The 14,458-nt window shown below is 63.1% G+C and carries 14 protein-coding genes; 7 read left to right on the top strand and 7 right to left on the bottom strand.

All coding sequences use genetic code 11. The features are described from left to right. Positions 1–7: 7 nt before the first annotated feature. From V7S54_RS07560 to V7S54_RS07535, 6 genes are all read right to left on the bottom strand, one after another. Complete coding sequence (locus V7S54_RS07560) at positions 8–1,120, bottom strand: mannonate dehydratase (RefSeq protein ID WP_336408105.1); 1,113 nt, start codon at positions 1,118–1,120, stop codon at positions 8–10. A gap of 19 nt (positions 1,121–1,139) precedes the next feature. Then, complete coding sequence (locus tag V7S54_RS07555; RefSeq protein ID WP_336408104.1) at positions 1,140–1,925, bottom strand: SDR family NAD(P)-dependent oxidoreductase; 786 nt, start codon at positions 1,923–1,925, stop codon at positions 1,140–1,142. A 106-nt stretch (positions 1,926–2,031) separates the two neighbouring features. Continuing rightward, positions 2,032–3,024, bottom strand: a complete 993-nt coding sequence (locus V7S54_RS07550) for an ABC transporter permease (protein ID WP_057251200.1) — start codon at positions 3,022–3,024, stop codon at positions 2,032–2,034. Continuing rightward, positions 3,021–4,565, bottom strand: coding sequence for a sugar ABC transporter ATP-binding protein (locus tag V7S54_RS07545; protein WP_336408103.1), 1,545 nt, complete (start codon positions 4,563–4,565; stop codon positions 3,021–3,023). Before V7S54_RS07545 ends, V7S54_RS07550 begins: the two co-directional genes overlap by 4 nt. 69 nt (positions 4,566–4,634) lie before the next feature. Next, a complete protein-coding gene (locus V7S54_RS07540) occupies positions 4,635–5,600 on the bottom strand; it encodes a substrate-binding domain-containing protein (protein ID WP_336408102.1) in 966 nt (321 codons plus the stop codon). 118 nt (positions 5,601–5,718) lie between these two features. Beyond that, positions 5,719–6,462, bottom strand: coding sequence for a FadR/GntR family transcriptional regulator (locus tag V7S54_RS07535; protein WP_083203815.1), 744 nt, complete (start codon positions 6,460–6,462; stop codon positions 5,719–5,721). Between the two features lie 201 nt (positions 6,463–6,663). Here V7S54_RS07535 and uxuA point away from each other — a divergent pair, with 201 nt between their 5' ends. After that, entirely contained in the window at positions 6,664–7,854 is a 1,191-nt protein-coding gene (gene uxuA, locus V7S54_RS07530; RefSeq protein ID WP_336408334.1) for a mannonate dehydratase, read from the top strand. Positions 7,855–7,864: 10 nt separating this feature from the next. Then, a complete protein-coding gene (locus tag V7S54_RS07525) occupies positions 7,865–8,557 on the top strand; it encodes an RraA family protein (RefSeq protein ID WP_336408101.1) in 693 nt (230 codons plus the stop codon). A gap of 30 nt (positions 8,558–8,587) precedes the next feature. Here the strand turns inward: V7S54_RS07525 and V7S54_RS07520 are convergent, their stop codons facing one another. Beyond that, positions 8,588–9,070 carry an Lrp/AsnC family transcriptional regulator gene (locus V7S54_RS07520; protein ID WP_057251205.1) on the bottom strand — a complete coding sequence of 161 codons (483 nt, stop codon included), beginning with the start codon at positions 9,068–9,070 and terminating at the stop codon, positions 8,588–8,590. A 103-nt stretch (positions 9,071–9,173) separates the two neighbouring features. Here V7S54_RS07520 and V7S54_RS07515 point away from each other — a divergent pair, with 103 nt between their 5' ends. The 5 genes from V7S54_RS07515 to V7S54_RS07495 all read left to right on the top strand — a co-directional run bounded on the left by V7S54_RS07515 (position 9,174) and on the right by V7S54_RS07495 (position 14,442). Next, positions 9,174–10,670 carry an aminotransferase class V-fold PLP-dependent enzyme gene (locus tag V7S54_RS07515; protein WP_065376699.1) on the top strand — a complete coding sequence of 499 codons (1,497 nt, stop codon included), beginning with the start codon at positions 9,174–9,176 and terminating at the stop codon, positions 10,668–10,670. Beyond that, positions 10,663–11,538, top strand: a complete 876-nt coding sequence (locus V7S54_RS07510) for an MBL fold metallo-hydrolase (protein ID WP_065376700.1) — start codon at positions 10,663–10,665, stop codon at positions 11,536–11,538. Before V7S54_RS07515 ends, V7S54_RS07510 begins: the two co-directional genes overlap by 8 nt. Before the next feature lie 28 nt (positions 11,539–11,566). After that, the gene (locus V7S54_RS07505; protein ID WP_336408333.1) at positions 11,567–12,328 is read left to right on the top strand and encodes a sulfite exporter TauE/SafE family protein; all 762 of its coding nucleotides are present in this window, start codon (positions 11,567–11,569) and stop codon (positions 12,326–12,328) included. A gap of 159 nt (positions 12,329–12,487) precedes the next feature. Then, the gene (locus tag V7S54_RS07500; protein ID WP_065376702.1) at positions 12,488–13,483 is read left to right on the top strand and encodes an SLAC1 anion channel family protein; all 996 of its coding nucleotides are present in this window, start codon (positions 12,488–12,490) and stop codon (positions 13,481–13,483) included. Further along, positions 13,483–14,442, top strand: a complete 960-nt coding sequence (locus V7S54_RS07495; RefSeq protein WP_336408100.1) for a GlxA family transcriptional regulator — start codon at positions 13,483–13,485, stop codon at positions 14,440–14,442. The genes V7S54_RS07500 and V7S54_RS07495 overlap by 1 nt, the downstream gene beginning before the upstream one ends. The last annotated feature ends 16 nt before the right edge of the window (positions 14,443–14,458 follow it).

Here is a 14,458-nt window from a genome sequence, read left to right as displayed (position 1 = left end):
CTGCCTCCTATTCCGCCGCCATGCTCGTCGGGATGGACCGCGACGGCCCGAGCGCCTCGGCGTTTTGCACCAGCGCCTTCATGTAGCCGAGCGCAAAAGCCTTGCCGGCGTGCCAGGAAGCGCCGCAGGTCATCGCCGGCGTATGGTCGGGGATCATCACGCCCTGGTAGTTTTCGTCGCGCAGGATGCGGATGATTTCGGCCATGTCGATATCGCCTTCGTCGACGAAGGTTTCGACGTAGCGCGGCATCTTTCCGCGCACGTTGCGGAAATGGATGTAGCCGATGCGGCCGGAGCGGGCGAAGCGGCGTACATGCTCGTAGATATCGCCGCCCGGCATCTCCTGCAGCGAGCCGAGGCAGAGTTCCAGGCCGTTCGAGGGGGAGTCGACGATCGCCATCAGCCGGTCGTATTTTTCCGGTCGGTTGACGAGCCGCGCGGTGCCGCGCAGTTCCTCCGCCGGCGGGTCGTCGGGGTGAGCGCCGAGTACGACACCCGCCTCTTCGGCGACCGGCACCACTTCCTTCAAGAAATGGGCAAGGCGATCCCAGAGCTCCGCCGAGCTGACGGAGACGGAAGCAGCACCGGCAACGCCGCGACGATAGCGCATGTTCCAGACCATGCCATCAGGAATCGGCGCATCCGGACTGGGTGCGACGCTGTTTTCGACGCCGAAGCCGACGGACTCGGCACCGCCGCGGGCATAGGGGCCACGCGTCCAGCCATAGACGCCGGCAAGCGAGAAATTGTAGCCGATGCAGGGGATGCCGGCGCGGCCGGCATCGCGGATGAGCTGCTTCAGCCCCTCGATCTGCTGGGCGCGTTCAGGTCCGTCCAGAAGCACGTCGGACCAGAAGCGCGGCGAGAAGTTCTCGATCGCCGCCACTTCCAGACCACCGGCGCGTACGTCCCTCACCAGCCCCGAAAGTTCTTCGTAAGACCACAGCCGATCGCCGGAGCAGTCGCCCCAACCCCCCTGGTCGCCGCTGTCGATCTTCGGATCCTTGCCGGCGAAATAGTTGGTCAGATGCGCCACGACATGGGTCGCACCCGCCTGCTGCGCAAACTGAAAATTGTCCGGGGTGAGCTGTTCCCGGTAAAGCCCAAGGCCGATCTTCATCTTATCGTTTCCTGTTTGATTACTTGACGCCGATGCCGGCGGTAAGACCGCCGTCGATGCGGAAGTCCGAGCCGGTGACGAAGGCGGCGCGGTCGGAGGCGAGGTAGGCGACGAGTTCCGCCACCTCCTCCGGCTCGCCGATGCGGCCGATCGGGTGGGCGGCACCGAAGCGGGCAAAGGCTTCCGCTTCGCTGACGCCTTCGCCGCCATATGTGCGGGCGGCGAGCGAAAGCAGCGGCGTTCGCACCGAACCGGGGCTCACCGAGTTCACCCGGACCTTGGCTGCCGCATGGTCGAGTGCCATGGCGCGGGTCAGCGCGTGGATCGCGCCCTTGGAGGCGACATAGGCCGCGACATTCTGCTGACAGGCATGGCCCTGCACCGAAGAGATATTGACGATGGCGCCGCCGCCGCGCTTGACCATTTCCGGAATGCCGAAGCGGCCGGTCAGGTAAATCGAGCCGACATTAACAGAGAGGCAGCGGGCGAAGGTCTCGGCGCTGGTATCGAGAACCGTGCCATAGGGGTGGACGGCTGCGGCATTGACGATAATGTCGAGGCCGCCATGGCGCAGCACCGCCTCGCGCACCGCCGCTTCCACTTCGGCTTCCACGGACACGTCCGTAAGCCGCGTCGACATTTGCAGGTCGCGCTGCTTCGCCACGCGATCGAAGATCTCGTTTGTGGCAACGTCGTTGCCGCAGGCAAGCACCGTGGCACCGTGAGACGCCAGGCGGATCGCCGAGGCAAGGCCGATCCCGGACGTGCCGGTGACCAGCGCGATTTTACCCTTGAATTCAGTCATGATTGTCTCCGCGATGGATCGCGATGGTTTCAGGTCGTACAGATCCGAAACCACAAGCGTGATCGATTTTCGTAAGGGAGCGGAATGCGTGCACCCCGCTCCGGTCTCAACGCACCCGTTCCAGGACCTGGTTGAGAAGCACGGCGCCGAGGATGATCCCGCCGCGCACGACGTATTGCCAATATTCGCTGACATTCATCAGCGTCATGCCGTTGGAGATGCAGCCGAGGAACAGAACGCCGATCAGCGTGCCCCAGATGCGGCCCTTGCCGCCGAAGAGAGAGGTGCCGCCTATGATGACGGCTGCGATCACGTCGAGTTCCATGCCGGTCGCCGTCGTCCCGGTGCCCGCGCCGATCTGCGAAGCAATCAGCGTGCCGGAGACGGCCGTGAGAGCGCCGGTGAGCCCCAGTGTCAGCGCCTTCACCTTCCAGATGTCGATGCCGGAGAGTCGTGCCGCCTCCATGTTGCCACCGACGGCATAAACCTCGCGGCCGAAGCTCGTGTACTTCATCAGGAAGTGCATGCCGGCAAAGGTCAGCGCGAAGATATAGACCGGGAACGGAATGCCGAAGAGGTAGCCGCCGCCGAGGAAATCGAAGCCGAGCGGAAAGGACGACATCGGGAAACCGCCGGTGATCAGATTGGCGACACCGCGTAGCGCTGCGAAAAGCGCGAGCGTGGTGATGAAGGTCGGCACGTTGAACCATTGCCGGAAGCGACCGGTGAGGTAGCCGAGCGTGAAGCCGAGCAACAGCGCCACGCCAAAACCGACTGTGACCGCACCCCAGTCGCCGAAGACACCGGCGAAGCGGTCGGCGAACCAGGCGACGATGCAGCCGGCGAGCGCGGCACCGGCTCCGACCGAAAGGTCGATTTCGCCGCTGATGATCACGGCGGTCATGCCGAAGGCGATGATGCCGAGCATCGAGACCGTGCGGAGCACGTTCAGCACGTTGCCGGTAGAGGCGAAGCCGGGCGCGACCAGGATCAGGAAAATCACCAGCGCCGCGAGAATGATCTCCATCGGGTAGGTCTTGAGGAACTTGAGCGGCGTGTTCTGGCCACCAGCTTCGGTCGTTTGGCTCACAAGTGTCATTGCTTGGCCCCTTCCATGCACAGGCCGTAAAGTTCGGTAAGGTCGGTTTTCGTCGGATCCACCTCGGCGACGACAGCGCCGTGGTGCATGACGAGGATGCGGTCGGCGACTTCGAGGACCTCCTCGAGTTCCGTCGAGACGAAGATGCTGGCGAGACCAGCAGCCGCCTTCTGCCAGATGATGTCGAAGATCTGGCGCTTGGCCTGGACGTCGACGCCACGGCTCGGCTCATCGAAGAACATGACGGAGGGCTGCCGGTTCAACCATTTGCCGATCACCACCTTCTGCTGGTTGCCGCCGGAAAGCGACGACACCGGCAGTTCCGGATCGCCGCACTTGATGTGCAGATCGGCGATCTGGCGACGGACATGCGGCTGCTCGCGCCGGCGCGAGATGAAACCGTTGCGCGAGATCGGACCGAGGCTTGCCATACAGAGATTGTCGGCCGTCGAAAGCGATTGCACGAGGCCGACTTCCTTGCGGTTTTCCGGCGTGTAGCCGAGGCCGGCCTTGCGCATGTCGCGCGGGCTGGCACCGGTCATGTCGCGACCGTCGAACGTGACCGAACCGCCGTCGATCCGGTCGGCCCCAAAAATCGCCCGCATGAGCTCGGTGCGGCCGGCACCAAGCAGACCGGCGATGCCGAGGATCTCGCCGGGATAGAGGTCGAAGGAGACATCCTGAAAATGTCCGGTCCGACTGAGATTGCGGACCTCGAGCACGGGTTTGGCGCGGTCAAGCGTTCGCCGCGGCGGACGTGTGGCGCGCGCGGCATCGCCGAACATCATGCCGACAATCGCGGAAGGCGTCGTCTCCTTCATCGCAACGGAACCGATATAGTGGCCGTCGCGGATAACCGTGCAAGTGTCGGCGATTTCGAAGAGTTCGCTCATGCGGTGGGTGATGTAGATCATCGTCACGCCATGGGCGCGCAGCCGCTCGATCAGCGCGAAGAGCTGCTTGACCTCGCGGGAAGCGAGCGCCGAGGTCGGCTCGTCCAGAAGCAGGATAGACGGGTTGAAGGACATTGCCTTGACGATCTCAACCACCTGCTGCTGGCCGACGCTGAGTGCGGAGACCGGTTGGCGGGAATCGATCGCAAGCCCCATGTCGGCGAGCAGTTCGCCGGCGCGCCGGTGCAGGCCGGCCCAGTCGACGACGCTGAAGCCGGCGCGGCGGCGGTGCGGCAGCCGACCGAGAAAGATGTTCTCGCCGACAGAAAGCTCCGGCACCAGCGAGAGCTCCTGGTGCACGGTGACGATGCCGGCGGCAAAGGCATCATGCGGCGATGTGAAATGGCGGTCCTCGCCATTGACGCTGATCGTGCCGGATGTCGGCTCGGTCACGCCGGCGAGAAGCTTGACCAGCGTCGACTTGCCCGAGCCGTTCTTGCCCATGAGGGCATGCACCTGGCCGGGTGCGAAGCTGTGGGTGAATTCGGAGAGGGCGACAGTCGGGCCGTAACGCTTGGTCACGGTCCGAAAGTCCAGCCGTCCCTGCACCCCTTGCAACGCGGCTGACCTTAGTTGCGGATAGCTCATGCGGTTTTCCTGCTGTGCGCGGCGAAGGAGCGGCGGGCGATGCCCGCCGCTCGGTTCACTTTCAGGCTCTTACTTCAGGGCCTTCAGGCCTTCCTTGTAGGCAGCGACCCCTTCAGCGTTGACGCGTGTCAGAGGCAGAACGGGCACGTTGACCTTGGTCTCGATCTTCTTGCCGTCGAGCAGGTTCTGCGCGGCTTCGATTGCCTGCTTGCCGACCTCGAGCGGCTGCTGCGCCGTCGTTGCCTGCAGCACGTTGTCGGAGTTCAGGAGCATATTGGCGAGCTGCTCGGAACCGTCGGTGCCGAAGACGAAGACCTTGCCTTCAAGGCCCGCCTTCTTGACCGCCTGCACTGCACCGATCGTGCCGCCTTCGTTGGCAGCATAGATCACCCGGATATCGGGATTGGCCGTCAGCATGTCGCTTGCGACGGCGAGTGCCTTTTCGGCGAGCCAGGCGTCCTGTTGCGCGACGATGTCGACCTGATCCTTGACGACGCTTAGGAAACCATCGACGCGGGCATTCGACTGTTCGGGAAGCAGCGCCTTGAAGGCGAGCGTGCCGATCTTGACCTTCTCGCCATTGCCCAGTGTCTTCAGGAAGTCGGTCGCGGCCTTGCCGGTGCCGATGCCGATATCGCGGTCCGAACTCATCACCGTCGCCTGGGCGACGTCGCCGTTGGCCGAGGTGCCATAGGTCACCACCGTGATGCCAGCGTCACGCGCCTTCTTCAGCGCCGGCACCGAAGCGTCGGCCGAAAGCGGCGCCACGACAATCGAGTTCACGCCGCGGGCGATGTAGGTATCGATCAGCTGGGCTTCCTTCTCCAGCTTGCTATCGCTGTTGCCGGCCAGAAGCTCGTCGCCGGCGGCTTCGGCCGCCTTTTCCATCCCGATCTGGATGCCGCGGAAATACTGGTCCTGCTGGAATACGATGCCGGCAATCGCCTTGCCGCCGGCATGTGCCGCACCCGGCGCAAAGCTGACGGTGGCAAGCAATGCTGCAAGCGCCAGAATGTGACGTTTCGAATTGTTCATTTTGGTTCTCCTCCCAAGTGCCCTGTTCGTGCCGCCGGACCAACGGGCGAGTGGATCCGGCAAACGGATGCCAGCACCGCCCATTTGGGGAGCGGTCCAGGCGAAAATGTCTATGTGCTCATCGCGACGGCTGGCCGCCGGGTGCTGCATCGACAAAGCGGATGCCGAACTCCAGGTGGCGGCTCATCAGGTAGACGTAGGCGATGCGGTCGCGGGCCCTCAGTGCCCGGATGATCTCGGCATGGGCCTCGAAGGTCGCCGCATGCACCGGGCGCTCCGCCTTGCCGAGCCGCATGACCTCCTCGATCACGGAGCGCAGCATGTGATAGGCGGCGACCGTCGTGCGATTGCCGGATAGCTCCACGATCGCCTGATGGAACAGGTAGTCGCACTGCGCCGCTTCCTCGACGCTGTCCGCTTCCAGGATCCGCGCGTTGATCGCATCCAGCCGGTCGAAATCGGCGTCAGTAGCCGTCAGGATGATGTGCTCGCCGACACCCGTCTCGATGATGCGGCGGAAGCCCTGGAGGTCGCGGAAAGAGTCCGGCGAGACGCCGTTGTGAAAGGCAAAAAGCCGGCGGATCGCCTCGCCGTGGCCGCCGCTGATGACGGCGCCGACCTTCGGCCGGGTCTCGACCATGCCATAGGCGCGCAGCACCTGCAGCGCCTCGCGCACCGTGTTGCGCCCGGCCTGGAATTGTTCGCCAAGATCGCGCTCGGTCGGCAGCGCGTCGCCGATGCCGAGACCGCGCTCGGAGATCATGTCGCGGATCTGCTCGACCAGCCGGTCCACGGCCGAGGTCTTGCCCGGCTCGACGGGCTCCACACCCGACAACGCCTCTTCTCGTACAGAACTGCTCACCGGCCATCCTCCCTGCAATGCTCTATTTGTTGGTCCAGATTACGCTTTCAGTCAAGCGCAATCTCTCAAATTTCGCACAAAGTTGCCAACGCCGTCCAAAATTCCGTCGACAAGGCTTGAATTGTTGGACCAATCGGACATTATTGACGGGCGTGGTCCAACAATAGCCACTGACGCGGGTAGGAGTTCTGCATGAGACTGATGGAAGAGTGTTTTCGCTGGTATGGGCCAAATGATCCGGTGCCGCTCAGCCATATCCGGCAGGCGGGGGCCACGGGGATCGTCTCGGCGCTGCATCATATCTATGACGGATCGCCCTGGTCGGATGAAGCGATCCTTGCCCAAAAGGCGCTGATTGAAGCCGCCGGTATGCGCTGGAGTGTCGTCGAGAGCATCCCGGTTCACAACTCGATCAAGCTCGCGACATCAGACAGCGCCCGCTACATCGGCTGGTACAAGGACACGCTGCGAGCGCTGGCGCGCGCGGGTATCACGACTGTCTGCTACAACTTCATGCCGGTGGTCGACTGGACGCGCACCGAGCTGATGCAGCCGTTGGCGAATGGCGGCTATGCGCTGCGCTTCGACGCGGTCGACTTTGCCGCCTACGATCTCTTCGTGCTGAAGCGGCCGCGCGTCGCGGATAGTTACTCCGAACGGCAGATTTTCGCCGCCCGCCAGCGTTTCGATCAGATGGACCAGGCGAAGATCGACCGGATCGAACGCAATCTCATTGCCGGCCTGCCGGCAACCGAGCGGCAGTTCAATCGGGCGAGCTTTCTGGCCGCCCTTGCCGAGTATGACGGCGTGACGGCAGACGCCCTACATGCCAACCTGGCGCGCTTCCTCAAGGAGATCGTTCCGGTGGCGGAGGAGGTCGGTATCCGGCTTTGCATCCACCCCGATGATCCGGCCTTTTCGCTCTATGGCCTGCCGCGCATCGTTTCGACGGCCGCGGATGTAAGGCGCATCCTCGCCGCCGTCGACAGCCAAGCCAACGGCATCACCTTCTGCACCGGATCCTATGGCACGCGCACCGACAATGATCTGCCAGCCATGGTTCGTGAATTCGGCCCACGCATTCACTTTGCCCACCTGCGCAATGTCCAGCGGGAGGAGGACGGCTCCTTCTACGAGGCCGATCATCTCGGCGGATCGAGCGACATGCCGGCAGTGATCCTTGCGCTGATGCAGGAACAGGAGCGTCGGCTACAGGAAGGCCGCGCCGACTGGCAAATCCCGCTTCGCCCGGATCACGGGCACCTCCTGGCCGACGACATCGGCAAGGAGCGGATCAACCCTGGCTATTCGCTGATCGGCCGGTTGAAGGGCCTCGCGGAAATCAGAGGCGTGATGCAGGGCATCGCTACCGCCATGGCACACGTGGCTTGAGGGAAGAGAAATGACACGTTTTGAAGACGATACCGAACTGTTTGCCGCCATGCGCAGCCGTCTGTTCACGGCCGTGGTCGGCGACATCCTCGACACGATGGGGCTGCAACACCAGTTCCTGCCGCCGCAGATCCGGGCGCTCCGCGACGACATGGTCGCCGTCGGACGGGCGATGCCGGTGCTCGAAGCCGATTTCTTCGCAACCGCCGAGGCCAGCGGCCATTCGGAATTTAGCAGCAAGCCCTTCGGCCTGATGTTCCACGCGCTCGACAGCCTGAAGCCCAACGAGATCTATGTCTGCTCCGGTTCCTCGCCGCGCTATGCGGTCTGGGGCGAGTTGATGTCGACCCGGGCAATGAAACTCAAAGCAGCGGGTGCGATCTGCGACGGCTATTGCCGCGACAGCGCCGGCATCCTCGCGCTTGATTTCCCGACCTTCTGCTACGGATCCTACGCGCAGGACCAGGGGCCGCGCGGCAAGGTCGTCGACTACGGTATCCCGATCGAGATCGGCGGCATCCGCATCCGGCCGGGCGATATCCTCTTCGGCGACCGCGACGGCGTGCTCGTTATCCCGCGCGAGGCGGAACGGGAAGCAATCGCGCTGGCGCTGGAGAAAGCCGAAACCGAAAGCAAGGTCCGCCTCGCGATCGAGGCCGGCATGAGCACCGTCGATGCTTTCGAGCGCTTCGGCGTGATGTGACCACTAAGTGAGGCGCCGGAGCCCGGCGCCTCACTTAAGTCGGCTGAGATCCACCGGGCGATTGTTGATGATCGCCTCCATGGAAAAGAACCCCGTGACCGTGGCGAGATCGAAGTTCGTGATGAGCTTCTGATAAAAGGCGTCGTAGCCGCCCATGCCCCGGGTCACCACCTTGATCAGATAATCCCAGTCCCCGCCGATCCTGTAGAAGTCAATCACTTCCGGCAGCCGCTCGACATGCTGCCGGAAGCCGTCGCTCCATTCCTTGGAGTGATGGCGTGTGCGGATCATCACGATCACCGTCAGATCCAGGCCCAGAGCACTGAGATCGATGTCGCAGTGCGAACCCCGGATCATGCCGATCGACTGCAGACGCTGAAGGCGCCGCCAGCAGGCATTTTGCGATAACCCGACCCGCTCGGCCAACTCACGCTGCGAGAGGCTCGAATCCTTTTGCAGCAACGTCATGATCTTCAGATCAAAACTATCTATTTTTGATGATTCTTCGATCATTTGACACAATACAGCGCGACTGGCGCAGGAAGATAGGTGAATTTTTTGACCATGAAGGGGAATATAATCGCTGTCAATGTTCGCTCCAAGGGAGGTCAGCGAGATGATCGTTCCAACAGTTCACCGCCACTCCTGTGAGGAGCTTAGCCCGCTTGCCAAGTTCCGCCAGGCTTTGAACCGCCCGGGCGTGATTGCCGATCTTCGCGACGATCTCGTCGGCGCGAAGGCGCAGATCGTCGGTCCATACGGCACGAAGCCGCTCGTCTATGCCGATTATGTCGCCTCCGGCCGGGCACTGCGAGTAATCGAAAGCTTCGTGCTCGACGAAGTCCTGCCCTATTACGCCAACAGCCACACGGAAGCTTCCTATTGCGGGGGCTTCATGACCCGGTTGCGGCGGGAAGCGCGCGCGCTGATCGGCGAATTCTGCGGCGCCAGTGCGAAACACGCTGTCATTTTCACCGGCTCCGGCGCGACCTCGGGCATCAACCGCCTGGTCAAGCTCTTCGGCGTTGCCGAAGCCGTGGCGGCAGGCAAAGAAGTCCGCGTCATCATCGGCCCCTATGAACACCACTCCAACATCCTGCCCTGGCGTGAAAGCGGCGCTGAGATCGTCGAACTGGCCGAATGCCCCGCGGGCGGGCCGGATCTCGCCGAGCTTGCCGAAGCGCTCAATGCCGGTGCGCCTGATCTGACCATCTGCGCTCTGTCCGCCGGCTCGAACATCACCGGCATCACCAGCGACGTCTCGGCGATCACCCGGGTGGTCAAGGCCGCCGGCGCGAAGATGATCTGGGATTACGCCGGCGCCGGCCCCTACGTTCCGATTGCGATGTCGCCTGCCGGCGCCGAGATCGACGCCATCGTCGTCTCGCCGCACAAGTTCATCGGCGGCCCGGGCGCCTCCGGTATCCTGATCGTTCGGCGCGACGGCGTCACCACCGACAAGCCGACCTGGCCGGGTGGCGGCACCGTGAAGTTCGTTTCGCCAGATACCCACGACTACAGTGGCAACCTTGAGGCCCGCGAGGAAGCGGGCACACCGAACGTCGTCGGCGACATCCGCGCGGCCCTCGCCTTCATCGTCAAGCATGCAATCGGGCTTGAGGAGATGGAAAGACGCAACCGCGCACTGACCAAACAGGCCTTTGCCGCCTGGAAGACCGTCCCGCAGCTGGAGCTGCTCGGCCTTCAGGAACCGGATCGCCTGCCGATCTTCTCCTTCCGCATCAGGAACGGCAAGGGCGGTTACGTCCACCAGCAGCTCGTTACCCGCATGCTGAGTGACCGCTTCGGCATCCAGGCACGCGGCGGCTGCGCCTGTGCCGGGCCTTACGTACACCGGCTGCTGTCGATCGATTCTGAACACTCCGAACAGATCCGACAGGCGATCCTCGCCGGCGAAGAGATCGAGAAGCCCGGGTTCACACGGCTGAACTTCAGCGTCCTGCTTTCGGACGAAAAGGTGAAGTTCATCCTCGATTGCGTCGCGCAGCTGGCGGCGGACGCGCCCACCTTCGAAGCCGATTACGATTTTGACCCCGCTCGCGCAATCTTCTTCCCGTGCGCAACGGCTGAAGAGGCGCTCGCCTATGCATAAGCCCGATGTGACCGGCTTTTACGACGCCCGCACCGGCAGCATCCAGTATGTTGTTGCCGATCCAGCGACGGGCAAATGCGCGATCATCGATCCGGTGCTCGATTTCGACGAGAAGTCGGGCTCGACCGCCACGCGGAACGCCGACGCGATCCTCGACCATGTCGCCGCCAACGGCCTGACCGTCGAATGGATCCTCGACACCCACCCTCATGCCGACCATTTCTCGGCGGCGCGCTATCTCAAAACAAAGACCGGTGCGCCGACGGCGATCGGCGAACACGTGAAGGGTGTGCAGCGGATCTGGAAAGCGATCTATAACTGGCCGGATTTCGCCTGCGACGGCTCGCAATGGGACCGGCTGTTTGTCGACGGCGAAACGTTCCGGATCGGCGAACTCAAGGCCCGAGTGATCCATTCGCCCGGCCACACACTCGCGTCGATCTCTTACGTGATCGGCGACGCCGCCTTCATCCACGACACGCTGTTCATGCCCGACAGCGGCTCGGCGCGCGCCGATTTTCCCGGCGGAAGCGCTGCCGACCTTTGGCGGTCGATCCAGGCCATCCTGGCGTTGCCGGATGAGACACGGCTCTTCACAGGTCACGACTATTGCCCCGGCGGCCGCGAGGCGCGCTGGGAAAGCACCGTCGCGGAGCAGAAGTCCAAAAACCCGCATGTCGCCGGCAAGTCCGAGGCCGATTTCGTCGGCCTGCGCGAGGCCCGCGACCGAACCTTGCCGATGCCGAAACTCATTCTGCATGCGCTGCAGGTGAATGTTCGCGGCGGCGAGCTCCCGGCCACCGAAGACAATGGCCGGCGCTACCTGAAAATCCCGCTCGACGCCCTTCCCGGTTCGATCTGGGGGTAGAGGCATCGTGGCGGATCCTTTCCAGCAAATGCTGCTCGCGATCGGCTCCGGCTCGCTCACCGGCTTCACGCTCGGCCTGATCGGTGGCGGCGGCTCGATCCTGGCAACCCCGCTCCTCATCTATGTGGTCGGCATTCGCGACGTGCATACGGCGCTCGGCACCGGAGCGCTCGCCGTTTCCGCAAACGCCTATCTCAACCTCATCGGCCATGCGCTTCGCGGCCACCTCTGGTGGCGGTGCGCTCTGATCTTCACGGTGGCCGGCTCGCTCGGCGCCTATCTTGGCTCCAGCCTCGGCAAACTGGTCGACGGCCAGCGCCTGCTGTTCCTGTTCGGGCTGGTGATGATGTTCGTCAGCTTCGCCATGAAAAAGGTAAAGTGCGACACGGCGGCCACGCCGCAATCGCTTTCGATCGGGACGCACGGCAAGACCGGAGTGACGGCGCTTTTGACCGGTACCTGCTCCGGTTTCTTCGGCATCGGCGGCGGTTTCCTGATCGTCCCTGGCCTCCTGCTTGCAACCGGCATGCCGCTCATCAATGCGGTCGGCACGTCGTTGCTTGCCGTCGGCACCTTCGGCCTGACGACCGCGATCAACTACGCTTCCTCGGGTTTGGTGGACTGGCGCATCGCCGGCTACTTCATCGCCGGCGGCATTTTGGGCGGAATCGTCGGCACCATCGTCTCCACCCGGCTTGCGACCCAGCGCGATACGCTGACGCAGATTTTCCGCGCCATCATCTTTTCCGTCAGCCTCTATGTTCTCTGGCGCAGCTACGGGGCACCGTGACCCGGCCGCGGTGGTCGGCAACCGACCTGGCGGCGATACTGAGCGGTCCTTGGCCGGAAACATACGCAGCCAGTCCGAAATCGTACTGTTTGCATCATTCAAGACAAAGGTGTAGCGTGTTCTAATCCTGTCAGCACTCTTTCGGACAGGAACAAGCCAATGACCGTTCAATCCATAGATCTCTCGAACAGCACGCCGCTGACCAAGCGGTCGATCTCGCAGCTTCCGATCAACCTGTTCGCATCGGTAATGGGCATCACGGGCCTGAGCCTCGCCTGGCGCGAAGCCACCAGGACGATCGGACTGCCGGCCCTTCCCGGGGAATATGTCGGCTGGCTCGGTACCTCGATCTTTCTGAGCCTTGCCCTGGGCTATGCCATCAAATGGCGCCGCCACCCTGGCTTGGTCGCCGCTGAATTCGCCCATCCGGTTCAAAGCAACTTCTTTGCGACCGTCGCAATCGGCCTGCTTCTGCAGTCTGCCTTTCTGAACCTTTACAGCCCGCTGCTGTCAGAGGTCGTCTGGACCATCGCGTCTGCGCTGACCTTCGCCCTCGCCTATGTCGTCGCCAGAGGCTTCCTCGGCCGGCAGCAGTCGCGCGATACCACCCTGCCGCCGCTACTCATCCCCGGCGTCGCCACCCTTGATATCGCCGTTACTGGCCACGCCATGCCGTTCTCCTGGGCGCATGAAGTCAATATGTTTGCCTTTTCGGTCGGCAGCGTCATCGCCGCGGTCTTTATCGCGCTCATCTTCTCGCGGCTGCGCCACGAAGATCCGCTTCCGGCGCTGGCTCGGCCGTCCCTCATGGTTCTGGTCGCCCCCTTTGCCGTCGGCTTCCTTGCCTATACTAACGTCACGGGTTCGGTCGATCTCTTCGCCACGGTCCTGTTCTACTTTGCCCTGTTTCTCATGCTCGTCCTGTCGCCGATGGTGTTCCGCTCCCATGTTCCCTTTAGCGTCGCCTGGTGGGCCATCAGCTTTCCGCTTGCTGCCCTGTCGATCGCCTTCTTCCGGTATGCGGCTTCTGCCGAGAGCGCTATCCTCACCGGCCTGGCTGGGCTGTTCTTCCTGTTTCTCGCCGGCGCCATCGCTGTCGTCTTCTATCGAACGGTCAGCATCATACTGACCGGCAGATTGTTCGAGGTTCGTTAATGGCCGTTCACAAGGTCGCCATCGTCGCCATGCAGGGGGTGCAGCTTCTCGATGTTATCGGGCCCTCGGACGTGTTTGCGGAGGCCAACCGTCAGAGCGGCACCGACCATTATTCCGTGGAGGTCGTCAGCGCGTCCGGCAGTCCGGTGCGCGGATCTTCCGGGTTGACGCTGCTGCCGGATCGGTCGCTGGAGGAAGGTGTTTCCGACATCGATACGTTGCTTGTGGCCGGGGATCCGCTCATTCATGAACGGCCACTGCCGGCATCGCTTCTCGCCTGGGTGAAGGAAGCATCGGCTCGCGCCAGCCGTTTCGGATCGGTGTGCTCCGGCGCCTTCGTGCTCGGCGAGGCGGGTCTCTTAAACGGCAGGCGGGCGACGACGCATTGGTCGCAAGCGGCGGAATTCGGCAAGCGCTTCCCGGAGGTGAAACTCGAGCCCAACCGCATTTTCACCAAGGACGGCAACGTCTGGACCTCAGCCGGCGTAACGGCCGGCATCGACCTGGCGCTTGCCATCGTCGAGAAGGATCTCGGCCTGGACATCGCCTTGAAGGTCGCGCGTGAACTCGTTGTCTTCCTCAAGCGGCCCGGCGGCCAGACCCAGTTCAGCACCCTTCTCGCCGGCCAGCTTGCACAGAAGACACCCATTCGTGCGGCTCAGGATTTTATTGCCGACAATCTCTCTTCCGACCTCAGCGTCGCAGCGGTTGCCCGGCGCGTCGGCATGAGCGAGCGAAACTTCTCCAGGCAGTTCAAACAGGAGGTGGGCATGACGCCCGCCGACTATGTGGAGAGCATGCGGCTGGAGGCGGGGCGCAGGCTTGCCGAAGACACCGGCATTCCACTCAAAAAGATTGCCACGGATATCGGCTTCCATGACGATATCGCCTTCCGTCGTTCCTTCGTTCGTCGATTCGGCACGTCGCCGGCCGCCTATCGCAAGAGCTTCGGATCGTAGGCACGCCAGCTTGGTC

This window comes from Ensifer sp. CCNWLY38, from assembly GCF_037120565.1.
Taxonomy (GTDB): domain Bacteria; phylum Pseudomonadota; class Alphaproteobacteria; order Rhizobiales; family Rhizobiaceae; genus Ensifer; species Ensifer adhaerens_H.
This window is presented reverse-complemented; position numbering and strand designations above follow the sequence as displayed.

Coding starts and splice junctions, on each gene's coding strand:
- V7S54_RS07505 (WP_336408333.1), top strand. CDS start 11,567: ATGCTGCTCGCGATCGGCTCCGGCTCGCTCACCGGCTTCACGCTCGGC.
- V7S54_RS07520 (WP_057251205.1), bottom strand. CDS start 9,070: ATGATCGAAGAATCATCAAAAATAGATAGTTTTGATCTGAAGATCATG.
- V7S54_RS07515 (WP_065376699.1), top strand. CDS start 9,174: ATGATCGTTCCAACAGTTCACCGCCACTCCTGTGAGGAGCTTAGCCCG.
- V7S54_RS07550 (WP_057251200.1), bottom strand. CDS start 3,024: ATGACACTTGTGAGCCAAACGACCGAAGCTGGTGGCCAGAACACGCCG.
- V7S54_RS07545 (WP_336408103.1), bottom strand. CDS start 4,565: ATGAGCTATCCGCAACTAAGGTCAGCCGCGTTGCAAGGGGTGCAGGGA.
- V7S54_RS07495 (WP_336408100.1), top strand. CDS start 13,483: ATGGCCGTTCACAAGGTCGCCATCGTCGCCATGCAGGGGGTGCAGCTT.
- uxuA (WP_336408334.1), top strand. CDS start 6,664: ATGGAAGAGTGTTTTCGCTGGTATGGGCCAAATGATCCGGTGCCGCTC.
- V7S54_RS07510 (WP_065376700.1), top strand. CDS start 10,663: ATGCATAAGCCCGATGTGACCGGCTTTTACGACGCCCGCACCGGCAGC.
- V7S54_RS07555 (WP_336408104.1), bottom strand. CDS start 1,925: ATGACTGAATTCAAGGGTAAAATCGCGCTGGTCACCGGCACGTCCGGG.
- V7S54_RS07540 (WP_336408102.1), bottom strand. CDS start 5,600: ATGAACAATTCGAAACGTCACATTCTGGCGCTTGCAGCATTGCTTGCC.
- V7S54_RS07560 (WP_336408105.1), bottom strand. CDS start 1,120: ATGAAGATCGGCCTTGGGCTTTACCGGGAACAGCTCACCCCGGACAAT.
- V7S54_RS07525 (WP_336408101.1), top strand. CDS start 7,865: ATGACACGTTTTGAAGACGATACCGAACTGTTTGCCGCCATGCGCAGC.
- V7S54_RS07500 (WP_065376702.1), top strand. CDS start 12,488: ATGACCGTTCAATCCATAGATCTCTCGAACAGCACGCCGCTGACCAAG.